This is a genomic window from Geotoga petraea, from assembly GCF_900102615.1.
GTDB lineage: Bacteria > Thermotogota > Thermotogae > Petrotogales > Petrotogaceae > Geotoga > Geotoga petraea.
Genome location: NZ_FMYV01000005.1, coordinates 100,085 through 117,342, shown reverse-complemented (window position 1 = coordinate 117,342; position 17,258 = coordinate 100,085). Strand labels below are relative to the sequence as shown.

At 30.0% G+C, this 17,258-nt stretch carries 17 protein-coding genes and 1 pseudogene; 15 read left to right on the top strand and 3 right to left on the bottom strand.

The annotated features are described in order from the left end of the window. Positions 1–67: 67 nt before the first annotated feature. From BLS00_RS06990 to BLS00_RS06920, 15 genes and pseudogenes are all read left to right on the top strand, one after another. Positions 68–340, top strand: a complete 273-nt coding sequence (locus tag BLS00_RS06990; protein WP_091404105.1) for a hypothetical protein — start codon at positions 68–70, stop codon at positions 338–340. Positions 341–355: 15 nt separating this feature from the next. After that, positions 356–1,306 carry an ROK family protein gene (locus tag BLS00_RS06985; protein ID WP_091404102.1) on the top strand — a complete coding sequence of 317 codons (951 nt, stop codon included), beginning with the start codon at positions 356–358 and terminating at the stop codon, positions 1,304–1,306. Beyond that, positions 1,306–1,977, top strand: a complete 672-nt coding sequence (locus tag BLS00_RS06980; protein ID WP_091404100.1) for a rhomboid family intramembrane serine protease — start codon at positions 1,306–1,308, stop codon at positions 1,975–1,977. Before BLS00_RS06985 ends, BLS00_RS06980 begins: the two co-directional genes overlap by 1 nt. A 206-nt stretch (positions 1,978–2,183) precedes the next feature. After that, positions 2,184–3,056 carry an Hsp33 family molecular chaperone HslO gene (gene hslO / locus BLS00_RS06975; RefSeq protein WP_176759863.1) on the top strand — a complete coding sequence of 291 codons (873 nt, stop codon included), beginning with the start codon at positions 2,184–2,186 and terminating at the stop codon, positions 3,054–3,056. After that, the gene (gatA, locus tag BLS00_RS06970) at positions 3,049–4,401 is read left to right on the top strand and encodes an Asp-tRNA(Asn)/Glu-tRNA(Gln) amidotransferase subunit GatA (protein WP_091404094.1); all 1,353 of its coding nucleotides are present in this window, start codon (positions 3,049–3,051) and stop codon (positions 4,399–4,401) included. Before hslO ends, gatA begins: the two co-directional genes overlap by 8 nt. A gap of 2 nt (positions 4,402–4,403) precedes the next feature. Then, complete coding sequence (gene gatB, locus BLS00_RS06965; protein ID WP_091404092.1) at positions 4,404–5,831, top strand: Asp-tRNA(Asn)/Glu-tRNA(Gln) amidotransferase subunit GatB; 1,428 nt, start codon at positions 4,404–4,406, stop codon at positions 5,829–5,831. A 53-nt stretch (positions 5,832–5,884) separates the two neighbouring features. Beyond that, on the top strand, positions 5,885–6,679 hold the full coding sequence (locus tag BLS00_RS06960; RefSeq protein ID WP_091404090.1) for a hypothetical protein: 795 nt from the start codon (positions 5,885–5,887) through the stop codon (positions 6,677–6,679). After that, on the top strand, positions 6,669–7,808 hold the full coding sequence (gene hemW / locus BLS00_RS06955; RefSeq protein ID WP_176759862.1) for a radical SAM family heme chaperone HemW: 1,140 nt from the start codon (positions 6,669–6,671) through the stop codon (positions 7,806–7,808). Before BLS00_RS06960 ends, hemW begins: the two co-directional genes overlap by 11 nt. Positions 7,809–7,810: 2 nt before the next feature. Then, positions 7,811–8,310 (top strand): annotated as a pseudogene (locus BLS00_RS06950) (deoxycytidylate deaminase). A 29-nt stretch (positions 8,311–8,339) separates the two neighbouring features. After that, positions 8,340–9,170, top strand: coding sequence for a 2-oxoacid:ferredoxin oxidoreductase subunit beta (locus BLS00_RS06945; RefSeq protein WP_091404085.1), 831 nt, complete (start codon positions 8,340–8,342; stop codon positions 9,168–9,170). Further along, a complete protein-coding gene (locus BLS00_RS06940; protein ID WP_091404082.1) occupies positions 9,167–9,778 on the top strand; it encodes a 2-oxoacid:ferredoxin oxidoreductase subunit gamma family protein in 612 nt (203 codons plus the stop codon). The genes BLS00_RS06945 and BLS00_RS06940 overlap by 4 nt, the downstream gene beginning before the upstream one ends. Next, on the top strand, positions 9,779–10,228 hold the full coding sequence (locus BLS00_RS06935; RefSeq protein WP_091404079.1) for a diacylglycerol kinase family protein: 450 nt from the start codon (positions 9,779–9,781) through the stop codon (positions 10,226–10,228). Next, positions 10,221–11,258 (top strand): protein-glutamate methylesterase/protein-glutamine glutaminase, encoded by a 1,038-nt coding sequence (locus BLS00_RS06930; protein WP_091404383.1) that lies wholly within the window; start codon positions 10,221–10,223, stop codon positions 11,256–11,258. Before BLS00_RS06935 ends, BLS00_RS06930 begins: the two co-directional genes overlap by 8 nt. Next, the gene (locus BLS00_RS06925) at positions 11,258–12,085 is read left to right on the top strand and encodes a M23 family metallopeptidase (RefSeq protein ID WP_091404076.1); all 828 of its coding nucleotides are present in this window, start codon (positions 11,258–11,260) and stop codon (positions 12,083–12,085) included. The genes BLS00_RS06930 and BLS00_RS06925 overlap by 1 nt, the downstream gene beginning before the upstream one ends. Position 12,086: 1 nt before the next feature. Further along, complete coding sequence (locus BLS00_RS06920; RefSeq protein WP_091404069.1) at positions 12,087–13,442, top strand: N-acetylmuramoyl-L-alanine amidase family protein; 1,356 nt, start codon at positions 12,087–12,089, stop codon at positions 13,440–13,442. Positions 13,443–13,466: 24 nt separating this feature from the next. Here the strand turns inward: BLS00_RS06920 and BLS00_RS06915 are convergent, their stop codons facing one another. Genes BLS00_RS06915 through BLS00_RS06905 form a run of 3 tightly spaced genes read right to left on the bottom strand, consistent with a single transcriptional unit; the run spans position 13,467 to position 17,254 of the window. Next, on the bottom strand, positions 13,467–14,021 hold the full coding sequence (locus BLS00_RS06915) for an RsmD family RNA methyltransferase (RefSeq protein WP_091404066.1): 555 nt from the start codon (positions 14,019–14,021) through the stop codon (positions 13,467–13,469). Between the two features lie 9 nt (positions 14,022–14,030). Further along, on the bottom strand, positions 14,031–16,373 hold the full coding sequence (gene recG, locus BLS00_RS06910; protein ID WP_091404064.1) for an ATP-dependent DNA helicase RecG: 2,343 nt from the start codon (positions 16,371–16,373) through the stop codon (positions 14,031–14,033). Further along, positions 16,370–17,254, bottom strand: coding sequence for a DegV family protein (locus tag BLS00_RS06905; RefSeq protein ID WP_240724358.1), 885 nt, complete (start codon positions 17,252–17,254; stop codon positions 16,370–16,372). The genes recG and BLS00_RS06905 overlap by 4 nt, the downstream gene beginning before the upstream one ends. Between the last annotated feature and the right edge of the window lie 4 nt (positions 17,255–17,258).

The window sequence follows — 17,258 nt, the reverse complement described above, 5'->3', positions numbered from 1 at the left end:
AAGTTTTTAATAATTAATAAAAATATATTATAATGTATATGATAATTATAACAATTGAGGTGAAAAAATGATAATTGCAGTTTTAGCTTTAAACATATTAGTGGTTTCTTTTTTGGTCATTGCAACTGTTAAAATTTCAAAAATCGAAGATATTTCTCCGTTATATAAGTATATTCCTTCAATAATAGGTTTTGTTTTCACAACCTATTTTTTTACTAAAATGAGTGATCCGCAATCAGAATATATTTTTCAATATTTTGTACAAACAGTTTTGTACTTTTTTTCTTCTTTCATTTCCATAATTATAGCTTTCATAAAAGATTTTAAAAAAACAAGATAATGGATGGTGATAAAGATGAAATTAATAGGAATAGATTTAGGAGGAACAGAAATAAAGGCTGGTCTTGTTGATGAAGATAAAGGCCTTTTAAAGAAAACAAGCAGGCCTACAGAAGTATACAAAGGGCCTGATAAAATTGTTGAAAATATTTATGAAGTAGTAAAAAGTCTTTCTCCTGATCTTGATATAGATGCAATTGGAATAGGATCACCAGGTTCTATAGATAGAAAAAAGGGTATAGTAAGATTCTCTCCAAATTTTCCCGAATGGCATGATTTTAAACTATCCAAAAAACTAAATAAACTAACAAACAAAGATGTGTTTGTTGAAAATGACGCAAATTCATTTACCTTAGGCGAATGGTATTTTGGCAAGGCAAAGGGGATGAAAAACTTTGTTGCTATAACATTAGGAACTGGGGTTGGATCAGGCGTAGTTACTCATGGGGTTTTTATGACAGGAAATGACGGAATTGGTGCAGAATTAGGTCATATTGTAGTTATTCCAAATGGCCCTTTATGTGGTTGTGGAAATAGAGGCTGTCTTGAGTCAATAGCTTCTGCAAAATCCGTAGCAAGACATGCAAAAGAACTTGCTATAAGATACCCAGATTCTTTGGTTCTTAAAATGGCCCAAACAATAGAAAACATTGAATCTAAACATGTTTTTAAAGCTTTTGAACAAGGGGATTATCTTGCAAAAACTGTCGTACAAGATACAATAGATGCTATGGCAAGAGCTTTTGGCGCTTACATACACATATTCAACCCAGAAATGATAGTAGTAGGTGGGGGAATGTCAAAAGCAGGAGAAACGCTTTTTAAGCCTTTAAGAGAAAGGGTAAAGAAATACATTATGAGAAGTTTTATTGATACTTATAGAATTGAACAGTCAGATTTAGTAGAAAATGCAGGAATATTGGGAGCAGCATCTGCAGCTATTTTTCAAACAAGGGAGGAGAAATAATGCAAAGAACCATAACTAATTATTTAATCGGAGCAAATGTATTAATATTTATTTTAATGTTTGTATTCGGAGGTCTTTCAGCGTTCAACGATCCAAGAATTCTTTTGATTTTTGGTGCTCAATACGGTCCGCTGGTAGCAGAAGGGCAATGGATAAGGTTGATAACGAGTATGTTTGTTCACGGTGGATTTTTACATATTTTGTTTAATATGTTTGCTTTATTTTATTTTGGAAATGTAGTGGAAAAAGTATACGGGCCTTATAAATATTTTTCTGTTTTCATTATATCAGGTGTTGTTGGAAATATTTTAACACAATTAATTATACCAGGTAGTTTTTCAGTTGGTGCATCTGGAGCTATATTTGGGTTAATAGGTCTCTTGTTTGGAGCTGGTTTTAGAGATGACACACCGACAATGCTAAGAGGAATGACGGGAACTGCATTATTACCAATAATTTTAATTAATGTTTTTCTTGGATTTACGTCACAAAGTATAAACAATTTTGCCCATATAGGCGGTCTTGCCGCGGGGTTTACTTTTGGGTGGTTGACACCAATAAGATTTTCCACCTCTTCTTGGAGGATTTGGAGATATATACATTATTTGTTAATAGGAGTTGTAGGAGCAAGTTTTATAGCTTTAATAATATTTGATTTTATAACATTTTAATTGGAGATGATCTACAAATTAACGGCATTTTTCATGCTAAAAGTCTATATTTTGCGAGGCATGTACTAAATATTAAACTTGTAAATTTATATAAAGTAATCTTTTATCAATTTTCAAAAATTACATAAAATAAGTAAAAAGAAAAATATAAAAAACAATTTAATCCCTCTAAAATTAGGGAGTTGAATTTACAACGAGGTGGTAAAGTGAATAGAGTTATTCAAGCTGGATTCGCAAATAATAAAGTAAGAGTTGTTGCCGTAGATTCAACAAATATGACAATTCATATGCAGAAAATACATGATTTGTATCCAATGTCAACTGTTATCTTAGGTAGGGTTTCAACTGCTGCCATACTTCTTGGGACTTGGATGAGTGAAAAAGAAAAAGTATCTATATTTTTTGATGGAGATGGTCCAGCTGGTGAAGTAGTTGCAAAATCAGATAACAATTTAAATGTAAAATCTTATATTAAAAATAAAAAAATAGAAGCCATGTTTAAAGAAAACGGCCATTTTGATGTTCAAAAAGCAATAGGCGAAGGGAATCTTCACGTTATTAGGGATATGGAATTAAAGGATCCAGTTACTTCTAATGTGGAGATCATTTCTGGGGAAATAGCAGAAGATATTGCTTATTATATGAATCAAGCAGAACAGATACCTTCTGCAGTCTCCTTGGGGGTTCTTTTGGATAAAGATGGAGTCAGGGCTTCTGGCGGAATAATGCTTCAAATTCTTGATCAATCAATGAACGAAAATGAACTTATAGATTATGAAAAAAGGTTTATGAGTATACCCCCTATTACTTCTTATCTTGATAAAGGCAATGACTTAAGAGATTTGATAAATATTTTTGGAGAATCGGATTACATTGAAGAAAAAAATGCCCAATACAAATGTGATTGTAATGATGAAAGAGTAAAAAATTCTTTGGTAAGTTTTGATATAGAAGAATTAGAAGACATGAAAAAACAAGGTGGAATAAAAGTTAAATGTGAATGGTGTTCAAAAGAATATAATATTGATGAAAAAGATTTAGAAGAAATAATTGTAGGGAAGGGGAGTAAAAATGCTTGAAGAGATAAAGGGAACTAACAAAATAGATGAATACAAAAAAGTTTTAGAACAAAAAAATTCTGAAATAAACGCCTTTATTAGCGATGTTTTTGTTGAGGGAAATAAAGAAGGTCCTTATTATGGAATACCTTTTGCTGTTAAAGACAACATGAATATAGAGGGAACTAAAACAACTTGTGCCTCTAAAATATTGAAAAATTACAACTCGGTTTATACTGCCACAGTTGTTAAAAAGTTATTAGAAAAAGGTTTTTCTGTTATAGGAAAGACAAATTTAGATGAATTTGCAATGGGTAGTTCTAACGAATATTCAGCTTTTGGTCCAGTAAAAAATCCAGTGGATTTAGAAAGAGTACCTGGTGGAAGTTCTGGAGGTTCTGCTGCAGCTGTTGCAGCAGACATGGTGCCGTTTTCTTTGGGTTCAGATACTGGAGGATCTGTTAGACAACCTGCATCTTTTTGTGGTGTTGTTGGTTATAAGCCTTCTTATGGAATTCTTTCAAGATATGGGTTAACAGCCTTTGCTTCCTCATTAGATCAAATAGGAGTATTTAGTAAAAATGTGAAGGATGTTGCTCTAATTACTGATATTATGAAAGGTAAAGATGAAAAAGATTCGACTACAATAGATTTTAACAAGAGTTTATTAGAAAATATTAACGACGAAAAGTTAGAAGGCAAAAAATTTGTAGTACCAAAATTTGTATACAACAAAAATGCAGATAAAAAGATAATAGAACATTTTGATAAGATTATTTCAATGTTAAAATCAAAAGGAGCAATTGTTGATGTAGTGGATTTAAAAGAGTTGGAATACTCTATTTCTGTATATTACATTGTTGCTACCTCTGAAGCCTCATCAAATTTATCAAGGTTTGATGGAGCAAGATATGGTTCAAGAACAGATGCAGAGGGCTTAACTGAAATGTACCAAAAAACAAGGGATGATGGTTTTGGTATAGAGGTAAAAAGAAGAATTATGATGGGGACTTTTAACCTTTCCTCAGCTTATTACGACGCTTATTTTTCTAAAGCTTCAAAAGTAAGGAAAATAATCGAAAAAAAGATGGATGAAATATTGAAAGATTACGATAGTTTTATACTACCAACAGTTCCAGTTTTACCTCCAAAATTAAATGAAAAATTAACTCCTTTGGATTATTATATGATGGATTTATTTACTATACCTGCTAATTTAGCTGGATTACCAGCTATAAGCGTACCAGCAGGGAAAATAGATAATCTACCTTTTGGATTTCAATTTGTTGGAAAAAGATTTGAAGATCAAAAAATGCTTGCTATTGCAAATTCTTTTGAAAAAGAAATCCAAGGAGAGGTGAAATAAAAATGTATAGAACAGTAATTGGACTAGAAATTCATACACAGTTATTAACTAAAACAAAAGCTTTTTGCAACTGTTCAGCTGATCACTTTGAAACTGAAGTAAACAAAAACGTTTGTCCAGTGTGTTCTGGCCAACCAGGTTCACTTCCAGTTTTGAATGAAAGCGCTGTTAAACTTGCTGTTATGGCAGGGGTTGCATTAAATGGTAAAATCAACAAGATTTCTAAATTTGATAGAAAAAATTATTTCTATCCAGATCTTCCAAAAGGATATCAGATAACCCAGTATTTTACTCCAATAATAGAAGACGCTTTTATTGAAATAAATGGCCACAAAATAAGAATAAAGAGAATACATATGGAAGAAGATACTGGTAAAATGTTGCATGAAGGTGATGCCATTTCTTCAGCTTCAGAAAGTTTGATAGATTATAATAGAGCTGGAATACCTTTAATAGAGATCGTTACTGAACCAGATATAAAGTCTCCTTCAGAAGCCAGAGAATTTATGGAAAGACTAAGGAATATTTTGAGATATGCAAACATATCCAGTGGAGATATGGAAAAAGGTGCTCTTAGATGTGATGCGAATATTTCAATAGTTAACGAAGAAACAGGAGAATCAAGCAAAAGGGTTGAGGTAAAAAATATAAATTCTTTTAAATTTGTTGAAAAAGCGCTCGAATACGAAAGAGAAAGGTTAATTGAAATAATGGATAAAAAAGAACCTATGGTTCAAGAAACCAGAGGTTGGGATGCTAACAATAAGAAAACTTTTTCAATGAGAACTAAAGAAGAAGAAGCTGATTATAGATATTTTCCGGAGCCAGATTTACCAATTTTAGAGGTTGATGATGAGTTTATAGAAGAGGTAAAAAAAGATTTACCAGAATTACCAAAGCAAAAACAAGAAAGGTTTGTAGAACAATATGGCATACCTGAATATGATGCAGGGGTATTAGTTTCATCAAAAGAGTTGGCGGATTTCTATGAAGAGTGTGCCAAAAAAGTTCCAGACGGTAAATTTTTAAGTAATTGGTTCATGGGAGATATGACCAGGATAATGAAAGAAAGAGAAGAAGAAGTGGAAGATTTAAAATTGACTCCAGACCATTTTAAGAAACTCTTTGATCTAATAAAAGATGGAAAAATATCAACAAAAATTGCAAAAGATATTTTTGAAGAAGTCTATGATGGAAAAGATCCTGAAGATATTGTAAAAGAAAAAGGATTAGAACAAATAGATGACGATAAAATGCTTGAAGATATGGCCAGAGAAATTTTGGCTAACAATGAAAAGAATGTGGAAAAATATAAAAATGGAAAAACGAATCTTTTGGGATTTTTTGTAGGGCAGGTAATGAAACAAACAAAAGGAAAAGCAAATCCTGCCAAAGTTAATAAAATATTTGTTAAATTACTAAACGAATAAACCGGGTTAAAACACCCGGTTTTCACTTATAATAAATAAATGGAGTGATAAAAATGAAAAAATTTTTTTTATCTTTATTTTTGTTATTTACTTTGCTGGTAAATTCTCAGATTATACTAAATATTAAAGATGATATAACAAAAGAGAATTCCTTAAATTTCAGCCCAGCAATTCAATATAATTATAAAGAGCAGAAATATGATTTTCAAATAAATTTATACGACAATGATTTTTTATACTCTGAAAACCAAATATTTGGTAGAACTATAAAAATAAAAAAAGGGTTCAGATATTTTAATTTTTTCATAAATATCCCGTTAAACAGCGAGCCTTTTGGCATGGGGTATGAAGAAAGAAAGAAAGATAGTTTATTTGGAGTGGTAAACTCTTTAAAATTTACACGAACAGAGGTATTTACTGGTGGATATAGCATTAAAGACTACAATCTCTTAGAATTTTTTGTACCAAGTTATTTAAAAGGTTCGTTTTTTGTGGCAAAAAATGACACGAACTCTTTTATTAAATTGAATTTAGAACTTCAGCGATGGTTTAAAGTTCCATTCAGGATTACAGGATCTGACGATTTTAGCATTGATTTAAAGTTAGTCAATTTTGATAAATATAACAATGAAGGTTTGGGCTTAGGCATTTCATATGACGCTGGTTTCTTTCCAGTATTCTTTACTGATTTTACTTTACCAATATTTAATCAAGATTTTTTAATAGGATTAAAAGCTGAACTTAAACATGATTTTGGATATGAAATTTATGTGGTTAATAAAAATTTAAAGTTCCCAGTTTTATTTTTAATTGATGAAAATTCGGGAGGGTTATTCTTTGAATTTTAGGGATATAGGTATTTATGTTCACGTTCCTTTTTGTTCTAACAAATGTTTTTACTGTGATTACTCCTCTGTTATTACAAAGAATAAGAATATGGGAAAAAATTATTTTGAAGCTTTATTAAAGGAAATTAAATTATATGAAAATCCAGATTTAATGGTTAAAACTATTTACATAGGTGGAGGAACACCAAGCCATGTTAGCTTTGATTATATAGAAGAAATAAAAGAACAATTGGAAAATACTTTTGATCTTTCACATTTAGAAGAATTTACCATCGAGATGAATCCTGAAGATGTTAAAGATGAAATTTTAGCTAATTACAAAAAAATTGGAGTTAATAGAATATCTGTTGGAATACAAAGCCTTGATAATAATATACTGAAAATGGTAAATAGGCAAAATGACGCAAAAACAGCTAAAAATGCAGTAAATAAAATAAAAAAATATTTTGATAATTATAATTTAGATTTCATATTGGGATTACCAGGTGAGACTATCAAATCTGTTGAGAAAAATTTAAATTTCATATCAGAAAAAAATCCTCCACACGTATCTTATTATATTTATGATAACAATCATGAATCTGTACTTAACAGAATGATAAAAAATAAAAAAATATCTCTCCCAAAATATGAAATGGTTGAAGATTTTGCAGATTTGATTTATGATTACTTTGAGAAAAATGATTACAAACGTTATGAGATTTCGAGCTGGGCAATTTTTAACAAAGAGTCGCTTCATAATAAGATTTATTGGCAAAATTTGGAGTATATCGGGTTTGGTGTTTCAGCAGGAGGGTATTATAATAGTAGTAGATATGTAAATACGAAAAATTTTTCATACTATATAAAACAAGTTTCTGAAGGTAAAAAGCCTTATGATTATTATAAAAAAAATGATAAAAAAGAAGATTTAATAGAGACCTTATTCATGGGTTTGAGATTGATAGATGGTATTCCTTTAAAAAAAATCAAAGATAAATATCCTGAGTATTTTGATGTAGTCGTTAACTTTTTAAAAAAAGACAATTTTTTTATAGTTGATGAAAATGTCAGGTTAAGCAAAAAAGGGCTCGATTACTCCACAAGTTCTTTTGTAAAAATATTAGAATTGGAGGATTTGATAACATGAAAATGTCAGAAAGAGTTGAAGATCATTTAAAAAATTTAAAAATAAAAAAAATAAAAAAAAAAACAATCAAACATGGGATGAATACTTCATGGAAGTTGCTTTTCTTGTGAGTCAAAGATCATCTTGTACTCATAGAAAAGTTGGAGCTGTAATAGTCAAAGATAAAAGAATATTGGCTACAGGCTATAATCAACCTCCAAGTAGATTTCCTCATTGTGATGAAATAGGCTGTATAAGAGATGATCTTGGTATTTCAAGTGGAGAACATCAAGAAGTTTGTTATGGTCTGCATGCTGAGCAAAATGCTCTTATGCAAGCTGCTAAATTTGGTATTAGAACAGATAATGCTTCTATTTACGTGACACATCAGCCTTGTTCAGTTTGTGCAAGATTAGTTATAAACGCTGGAATAAAAAAAGTTATATATAGGAACCCTTATCCAGATTCTTTGACAAAACTTTTTTTTGAAAAATCAAAAATTGAAACTTTTATAATGGGATAACTTTTCAATAAATTACGGAGGTGCAGTTAATGCCATCAGCAAAATATTTTAACTATCTAAGAACAGATAGAATGTCGCATGTATGGTGTCCTGGCTGTGGAAATGGAATCATAATGAAATCATTCATAGAAGCAGCTAACAAATTACAACTTGATAAAAATAAAGTCGCAGTTGTTTCTGGAATAGGTTGTTCTTCAAGAGTTACAGGATATTTGGATTTTAACACTATGCATACGTTACACGGAAGAGCAATTGCATTTGCTACTGGTGTAAAATTGGCTCGGCCAGATTTTGATGTCGTTGTTATGGGTGGAGATGGCGATATGTTAGCTATTGGTGGAAATCATTTTATTCATGCATGTAGAAGAAATATGGATATTACAGTGATACTTTTTAACAACTCTATTTATGGTATGACAGGAGGTCAATATTCTCCAATGACTCCAAGTGATTCAATGGCTTCAACCGCCCCATATGGTAATTTAGAAAATCAATTTGATCCAGTAGAACTTGCAATAACCTCAGGAGCAACATATGTTGCAAGATCAACTGTATATCATTTTATGCAATCGGCAAAATATATTGAAAATGCGTTGAAACACAAAGGAATGTCTGTAGTAGAAATAGCTACAAACTGTCATACATATTTTGGTAGATATAATAATATGCCAAAACCATATCAAATGCAGGAATACTTTAAAAACAATAGTATTACATTGAATAAAGCCAAAGACATGTCAGAAGAAGAACTTCAAGATAAAATAGTGATTGGAGAGTTTGTAAACAAAGAAAAAAGAGACTATATTTCAGAATATCAAAAACTTCAGAAAAGGTTTTCTGAAGGAGGCGATGAGGAATGAATTTATCAATATCTAATCCTAGAGCTATAAGAATATCAGGAGAAGCCGGACAAGGGAACATCTTAATGGGGATGGTCTTGGCTCAAGCTTTGGTAAAAGAAGGCTATTGGGTAGTGCAGACACAACATTATGGTGCTCAGGTTAGAGGTGGATTATCATATTGTGATGTTTTATATGATGAAGAACCTATAGATTACCCTAAAGCTGATATTTTCAACATAATATACATAATGCATGATTTAGGAGTTGAACATATAGAATTTTTGAAAAAAAATGGAATAGTTTTTTATGATGATGAATTTGTAAAAAAGATGCCTCAAACAGTTAACAGAACAACTAAAAAGATTATTAAAGTTTCAGCATCAAAAATAGCTTACAAAGAAATAGGCAGCTTAAACGTTGCAAACATGGTTGGATTGGGGATATTGTCTAAAGTAACAGACATTATTTCTTTAGATACATTAATAGCTACAATGAAAGAAAATGTAAAGTCAAGTTACCATGAAATGGATGAAAAAGCTTTAAGATTAGGATATGAATCATTGGATAAAAAATATAAAATAAAGACCGACAATGTAATCACAAGATTAGGCAGAGGTTATGAATAATTGAAAAAGTTCTACAGGTCTTTTACTTACGCTTTGAAAGGCATAAAAGAATTATATAAATCCCAAAGAAATTTTAGAATTCAAACTAACATTGGGTTATTAGTCATGATAATGGCATTTCTACTTGATTTACCCGGAAATGAAATAATGTGGTTGAGTTTTGCCACTATGATTGTTTTAGTAATGGAAGGGTTAAACACTACAATAGAAAAAATAATGGATTTTATTAATCCGGATTATAATCCTGTTGTAGGGATAATAAAAGATATATCGGCTGCGATGGTTTTGATAGCAGCCGTTTTTTCAGTAGTTATAGGAATAGTTATTTTTGGTAACGCTATTTTCGGTTTGAGTTCGAGATATGGTATAATTATAGCGATAATTTTCCTGGCCTCAATTAAACTATTTTCAAGGGAAAAGGGAGGAAAAGGTAGTGGAAAAGATGATTAAAGTATTAATCGTAGATGACTCTGCATTCATGAGAATGGTATTAAAAGACATAATAGACAAGCAACCAAATATGAAAGTCATAGGTTTGGCCAGGGATGGATTAGAAGCCATAGAAAAAGCAACTAATTTAAAACCTGATGTGATTACTTTAGATGTTGAAATGCCTAAATTAAATGGGCTTGAAGCTCTTAAAATTATTATGAAAAAATCACCTACAAAAGTTCTAATGGTTAGTAGTTTGACTTCAGAAGGAGCTTCAATTACAATAGAATCTTTAGAAAATGGGGCAGTAGATTTTATACAAAAACCAGCTGGAAGTACTTCTTGGACTTTTAGACAAGTTCAAGATGAATTGATAAAAAAGATAAACGAATCATCGGATATAAATATAGATACTTTAAAATTAATGAAATCTGATAAGACTAAAGTAAGAAAACCTGTTAAGTTGTTAGGAGATAAAATTTTATTAGTTGCCAGTTCAACTGGGGGCCCAAGATCTTTAGATAAGGTTATCCCTAAGTTGCCTGGTGAAATAAACGTTCCGATTTTGGTAGTTCAACATATGCCAGCTGGATTCACAAAGTCACTTGCCGATAGGATGAACAGAATATCTGATCTAACTGTGAAAGAAGCAGAAGATGGTGATGTATTACAAAAAAATTATGTTTATGTTGCCCCTGGTAATTATCATATGGGATTGAAAAAAATTAATTCTGGTAAAATACAAATATTTTTGGACTCTTCAGAAAAAATTAATAACGTTAGGCCAGCTGCAGACTTTACTTTTGATCAAGCTGCAGAGATATTTAATTCAGGTTGTGTTGGTGTTATTTTAACAGGTATGGGCAGAGATGGTGCTAAAGGTGCTTTTAAAATTAAGCATTATGGAGGAAAAATAATTGCTGAATCGAAAGAGACATGTGTGGTATATGGAATGCCCAAAGCTGTAGTAGAAGACGGTTATGCTGATTATATATTACCAAATCATAAAATAGCCGAGAAATTAATTGAAGTCTTGGAGGAAAAATAATGCATTCTACAAGAAAGAAAAAAGCAATTATTATAACATTATTGCTTATAATATCATTAAATATTTTTGCCTATGACTATTATGTTCAATCTGGAGATAATCTTACAAAAATTTCAAAAAAAACTGGAATTGATATACAGGTTATAGTTGAAAAAAATGAATTTTTATTAAACCAAAAATATTTGCAAATTGGTCAAAAAATAAATATTCCAGAAGAAAATGTTTTTGAGTATACAATAAAATATGGAGACAATATCTATAAAATTTCAAAATATTTTTTCATTAAACCAGAAGAGATTCTACATGCAAACAACATAAAAAATCCCAATCAAATTTTTTATAATCAAAAACTTAAAATACCATTTGATAAAATTGGTGAATGTTTTAATGTTTCTTCAAATTGGCCGGTTATGGGTTACGTGACATCAAACTATGGATATAGAATTCATCCGGTATATAAAGTTAAAAAATTTCATGAGGGGATAGATATTGCTGCGCCAAAAGGGACACCCATATTTTCCACTGCAAATGGAATTGTAGAGGAAATAAAAGAAGATAGTGGATATGGAAAACATGTTATCATAAAAAGTTTTGATAAAAAATATATTTACGCTCACATGAGTGAATTTAATGTTGTACCTGGTATGGTTGTTAAAAAGGGAGATATGATTGGAAAAGTTGGAAACACAGGATTATCTACAGGTAATCATTTGCATTATCAAATTAACAATATATACAACTCGTCCCTTGATCCATTAAACTTTTTAGGTGATATAAGATATGCTTACATATATGAAGAGAGCTACTTAGCTATGGGTGGAGAATAACATGAAATTAAAAAAAAATATCTTAATCATACTAATGCTTCTTTCTGTGATAACTCTTTTTTCTCAGAATGTTTTTTTTCAATGGAGAAGTTTGGATGAGGATTATTATGTTGAAAAGGATGGAAAGTATTATTATGATTTAGAAATGATGACACATAAAGCTAACAAGAACCTTACAGTAAATAATGATACTCTCTATTATATATCGAATGGCAAATGGAAAGTTTTCATATTCCCAAAGAATAATATGATGATAATAAATTCTCAAGAGTCTTACTCTTTTTCTGAAGAAGACAAACATTACATTGATGGTAAGTTGTATTTATCTGCTGAAATTATTGCAAAGGCACTTAACCTTGAATTAATAAATTCCTCTGCTGGGATATTTTTTAACATTCCATTAGCAAGAGTTGATTCTATTAATACTTATATTAAAAAAGAATCCGCAAGAACAATTATTGAGTTTTCTTCTGAAGTTAATCCAAAAATATATCCTTTGACAAATGAAACAGGATATCTTGTGATAGTTGAAAATGCACAAATTCCAGGTAATTTTATTGAAAAAGAATATAACAATAAAATTGAGTATATAACAGCTTATCATCAAACGTCTACTATTGTTTGGATAAAAATCAAAATTAATGTAAAACATTCTGTAAAAAAAACATTTGAACCTTCGAGATTGATACTGGATTTCGCATTTGAAGAATCGGAATTCCCAGTCGTGGTTTTGGATCCCGGACATGGTGGCTGGGAACCAGGTGCAGTGGGATTAGGAAAAACACTTGAAAAAGATTTGACTTTAAAAGTAGCCAAAAGAGCAAAAGAAATGTTAGCAAATTATTCTATTGAAACGTATCTAACAAGGGATTCTGATCAATATATAGATTTACACGGTAGAGCAAAATTTTCTAACGATAAAAATGCTGATTTATTCATTAGCATACATTTAAACTCATTTCCAACTTATCCTTCAACAAGGGGATCAGAATTATATTATTTTGATTTTTCAAAATCCACTTATGCCAGAATGATAGCTTGGAAAGAAAATTTAGACTTTAACAAAGATAAAGATTTGTTAGAAAGTTGGACCAACATTAAAGAAACTTCAATTTCTGATAGTTTTGATTTTGCTGAGATCTTAGAAAAACACATAGAAAATAAAGGATTTAAAAATAGACGAATTGAGCCAGCCGAGTTTGCAGTGCTTAGGTACACAAGGAGCCCAGCAATACTATTTGAACTTGATTTTTTAAGCAATGAAGCTGTTGAAAAAAAATTCAACGATGGTGATTATGTTGAAGATTTTGCTGAAATAATAAAAGATGCTGTAATTGAATATTTTGATATAAAATAAATAGTGCTAAGATTCATCTTAGCACTATTTATAATATATGTCGATATCAATATCTCCGTAATCCCTTGATTCGTCTAATTTTAAATGTTTAAGAAAATCTACAGAATAATTTTCATGCTTAGATCTTTCAAGAATAAAATATCCACCATCTTTAAGAATCAAATGGTTAACGTCTAAAAACTTAACCAATTCATTGCAAAAGCCTAAGTTAAAAGGGGGGTCTGCAAAAATATAATTAAAACTCATCGCATTATCAATTAATGAGGGAATAACAGATCTAAAATCTCCTTTTATTGCAGAAATTTTGTCTGTAACTTTTAATTTATTTGCATTCTTTTTTATAATTGATATGGATTTCCCATTTACATCTATCAAATGAGAATGATTCAAACCATTACTTATAAACTCAAAAGATACTCCTCCGCTTCCAGAAAATATTTCCAGCATATTAGAACCATTAAAATCAAAAATATTAGTTAAAGTCCTTCTTAGTTGACCAGGAGTATATCTGGTTTTACTGCTTTTAACTGTATCAAAAGTTAAACCTTTCATATAACCAGTTTCAATTTTTAATGACATATACTCACCTCAAAATGCTTTTATCAAGTCGATATTGTTTTTATATCTTCTTTTTATTTCCTTATTAATTTTAGACATATCCAAATCTTTTTCTAATAAATTATCAACTTCTCTTTTCACTTCATCTATAATTTCTAAATCATTTATAATATCTAAAAATTTAAAATCAGGTAACCCATGCTGAAGGGTACCAAAAAATTTACCAGGGCCTCTCCATTTTAAATCTATGTTGGAAACTTCAAAACCATCTAAAGTATTTGAAAAATCAAGTAACCTGTCTTTTGTATCTTGATTCAAATTTCCATTTACAACTAAAAAACAGTAAGCTTGTTTATTAGATCTTCCCACTCTACCTCTCAACTGATGAAGTTGAGATAGGCCGAATCTATCTGGGTGTTCTATAACCATAACGGTTGCATCTGGAATATCAACACCGACCTCAACAACTGTTGTTGAAACTAAAACGTTGAATTCTTTGGAAACAAATTTATCCATAATTTCTGTTTTTTCTTCGGGTTTCATCTTCCCATGCAACAAACCTATATTATAATCAGGAAAAACATTTTTTAAACTTTTATACATGTCAGTTGCATTTTTCAGATCTATTTTTTCAGACTCTTCAACTAAAGGGTAGATGAAAAAAGCTTGATTATTTTTTTTCAATTCTTTTTCAATAAATTCGTATATTTTATTACTTTTGCCATCGGTAGTTAAAACAGTTTTAATTGATTTCCTCCCTTTTGGCATTTCTCTTATAGTACTTACATCCAAGTCACCATACAAAGTCAAAGCAAGGGTTCTTGGTATAGGTGTGGCAGTCATAACAAGAATATCTGGTGAAAATCCTTTAGAAATTAAATCTAATCTTTGATTAACACCGAATCTATGTTGTTCATCTATAACAACAAAACCTAAATTTTTGAAAGTCACATCTTCTTGTATTATAGCGTGTGTTCCAATAATAATGTCTATATCACCATTTGAGAGTTTTTCTTTGATTTCATCTTTTTCTTTATTGCTGGTTTCTCCCAATAATATTTCTACTTTAATACCTAAGGGGTCCATGTGATTTTTTATTTTTTTATATTGTTGTTTTGCTAATACACTTGTAGGAACCATTATAGAAGATTGGAATCCAGCTTCATAATTGTCAATTATAGCAAGCTCAGAAACGACTGTTTTACCAGAACCCACATCCCCTTGCAAAAGTCTATTCATAGGTTTTGGATCTTTCATATCATTTTTGATTTCTTCGTAACAATTTTTTTGAGAATCAGTTAGGACAAAAGATAAAGAACTCATAAATTTTGATGAAAGTGTCCCTTCAAACTGTTTAGGAAATCCTTTTATGTTATTTTCAAACTGTTTTTTTGCCGAAAGAATTGCGACCTCAAAAAGAAATGCTTCATCAAATTTTAAAGACGATAAAGCCCTGTTTTTATGGTAAAAAGACTTTGGAAAATGAAGCCCTTTAATTCTTTTTTTTAGATTTAAAATATTAAACTTATCTAAAAAAAACTTTGGTAAATATTCTTGATAGTTTGTATCATGTAATAATATATTTTGAGTTATTTTTCTCATTACTGCTTGTGAGACGCCATATGTTAAAGGATAAACAGGCATAATCTTAGCCTCAATTTCGTTTATGTTATTTATTATCTGAAATTCAGGCGCTTTCATTTGTTTTTTCCCAAAATTGTTTTCTACTTTTCCAAAAAAAGCTGCTGTGACACCAATTTTAAAGTAAGATTTAACATAATTTTGGTTGAAAAAAGTAACTTCCATAACTCCAGTGTCGTCTTCTACGGCGTAACTATATATTGTTAAACCTTTATTAATTTTATTTTCTTGGAAATTTACTATCTTTCCTAAAACAAAATATTTATAACCATCTTCTAAAGAAATAATTTTTGAAATTTTTCTTCTATCTTCGTAGTCTCTTGGAGGAAAATAAATTGCATCGTAAATGTTTTCTATACCTAATTTTTTCAAATAAGAAGCTCTTTTTGTACCTACATTTTTTACATATTTAATATCGGTGAAAAGAGAATATTTTGATACACTCTCTTCAAAAGAATCTACCAAGTATTTTTCTTTAAGCTTTAATACTGCATCTTTTAAACCTTTTAGTCTTTTGTTCTTTCTTTCTGTATCAAGAATTCCCAAAGGTTTAACATAAGATAGTATCTTTTTAATATCTTCTTCCATATTGTTTATCTTAATAAGTGACGCATTTTTTTTACTTAATGAAATAAAACTGGGATAAATATCATCCCAGCTTTTAATATTTTTATCTTTTTGTCTTAAAATATTTTCAATTTCTTTAATATATGATTCTAAATCTAAATTCATTTTATCTCTTCTTTTTCTCCATATACAGCAAGTCCTATTACTTCGGGACCGCTGTGACAAATAATGGTAGGAGGTAATTGGTCCTCAATAATTTTATAATTATCATATTCCAATTTTTCAAAACTTCTCATGAATTCATCAAACATCTTGTCCATATCTGGTTTGTTATGATCTAATCCCCATGTTTTATAAATTTTTATGTTGTAGGGTCTATCTTTCAAAAATTCTACAGCATTTTTGGCCATTGCTGTGAATACTTTTTTCATCCCTCTAATTTTTGCTAAGGGGTATATTTGTCCTTCATCAACACTTAAAATAGGTTTAATATTCAAAAGAGTCCCTGCTAAACCTTCTGCCTTACCCACTCTTCCATTTTTTATCAAATATTTTATATTTGGTACACTAAACTGAAAACCCACATTTTCTTTTATTCTTGGTAATAGTTCCTCAATTTCTTCAATAGATTTCCCTGAATCTAAAAGTTCTAATATTCTTATTAAAACCATATAAGAACCAATAGAAACAGTTTCTGTATCAATGATTTTAATATTACCATTATTCATCGTATTTTTTGCCATTTGACATGAATCTATCAGCCCAGACATTTTTGAAGAAAAATGTATATCAATTATATTTTCATAACCTTCCTCAAAAATTTTTTCGTAATATTTTTGTATCTCTCCTACCGCTGGTTGAGCAGTATGAAATTCATCTACATTTTCTATTTTACTATAAAATTCACCTTTAGATAATTCTTCATAATCAGTATATGTTTTTTCATCTAATACTATTTTCATTCCCATTACACTCAAATTGTATTTATCTATGATTTCTTGGGTAAGAGAACAGCCAGTATCAGCTATAATTTTTGTTTTATTCACTCGA

Excerpts from the sequence above, each read along its gene's own strand:
- BLS00_RS06990 (WP_091404105.1), top strand. The coding sequence starts at position 68 with ATGATAATTGCAGTTTTAGCTTTAAACATATTAGTGGTTTCTTTTTTG.
- BLS00_RS06985 (WP_091404102.1), top strand. The coding sequence starts at position 356 with ATGAAATTAATAGGAATAGATTTAGGAGGAACAGAAATAAAGGCTGGT.
- BLS00_RS06980 (WP_091404100.1), top strand. The coding sequence starts at position 1,306 with ATGCAAAGAACCATAACTAATTATTTAATCGGAGCAAATGTATTAATA.
- gatA (WP_091404094.1), top strand. The coding sequence starts at position 3,049 with ATGCTTGAAGAGATAAAGGGAACTAACAAAATAGATGAATACAAAAAA.
- gatB (WP_091404092.1), top strand. The coding sequence starts at position 4,404 with ATGTATAGAACAGTAATTGGACTAGAAATTCATACACAGTTATTAACT.
- BLS00_RS06960 (WP_091404090.1), top strand. The coding sequence starts at position 5,885 with ATGAAAAAATTTTTTTTATCTTTATTTTTGTTATTTACTTTGCTGGTA.
- BLS00_RS06945 (WP_091404085.1), top strand. The coding sequence starts at position 8,340 with ATGCCATCAGCAAAATATTTTAACTATCTAAGAACAGATAGAATGTCG.
- BLS00_RS06940 (WP_091404082.1), top strand. The coding sequence starts at position 9,167 with ATGAATTTATCAATATCTAATCCTAGAGCTATAAGAATATCAGGAGAA.
- BLS00_RS06930 (WP_091404383.1), top strand. The coding sequence starts at position 10,221 with ATGATTAAAGTATTAATCGTAGATGACTCTGCATTCATGAGAATGGTA.
- BLS00_RS06925 (WP_091404076.1), top strand. The coding sequence starts at position 11,258 with ATGCATTCTACAAGAAAGAAAAAAGCAATTATTATAACATTATTGCTT.
- BLS00_RS06920 (WP_091404069.1), top strand. The coding sequence starts at position 12,087 with ATGAAATTAAAAAAAAATATCTTAATCATACTAATGCTTCTTTCTGTG.
- BLS00_RS06915 (WP_091404066.1), bottom strand. The coding sequence starts at position 14,021 with ATGTCATTAAAAATTGAAACTGGTTATATGAAAGGTTTAACTTTTGAT.
- recG (WP_091404064.1), bottom strand. The coding sequence starts at position 16,373 with ATGAATTTAGATTTAGAATCATATATTAAAGAAATTGAAAATATTTTA.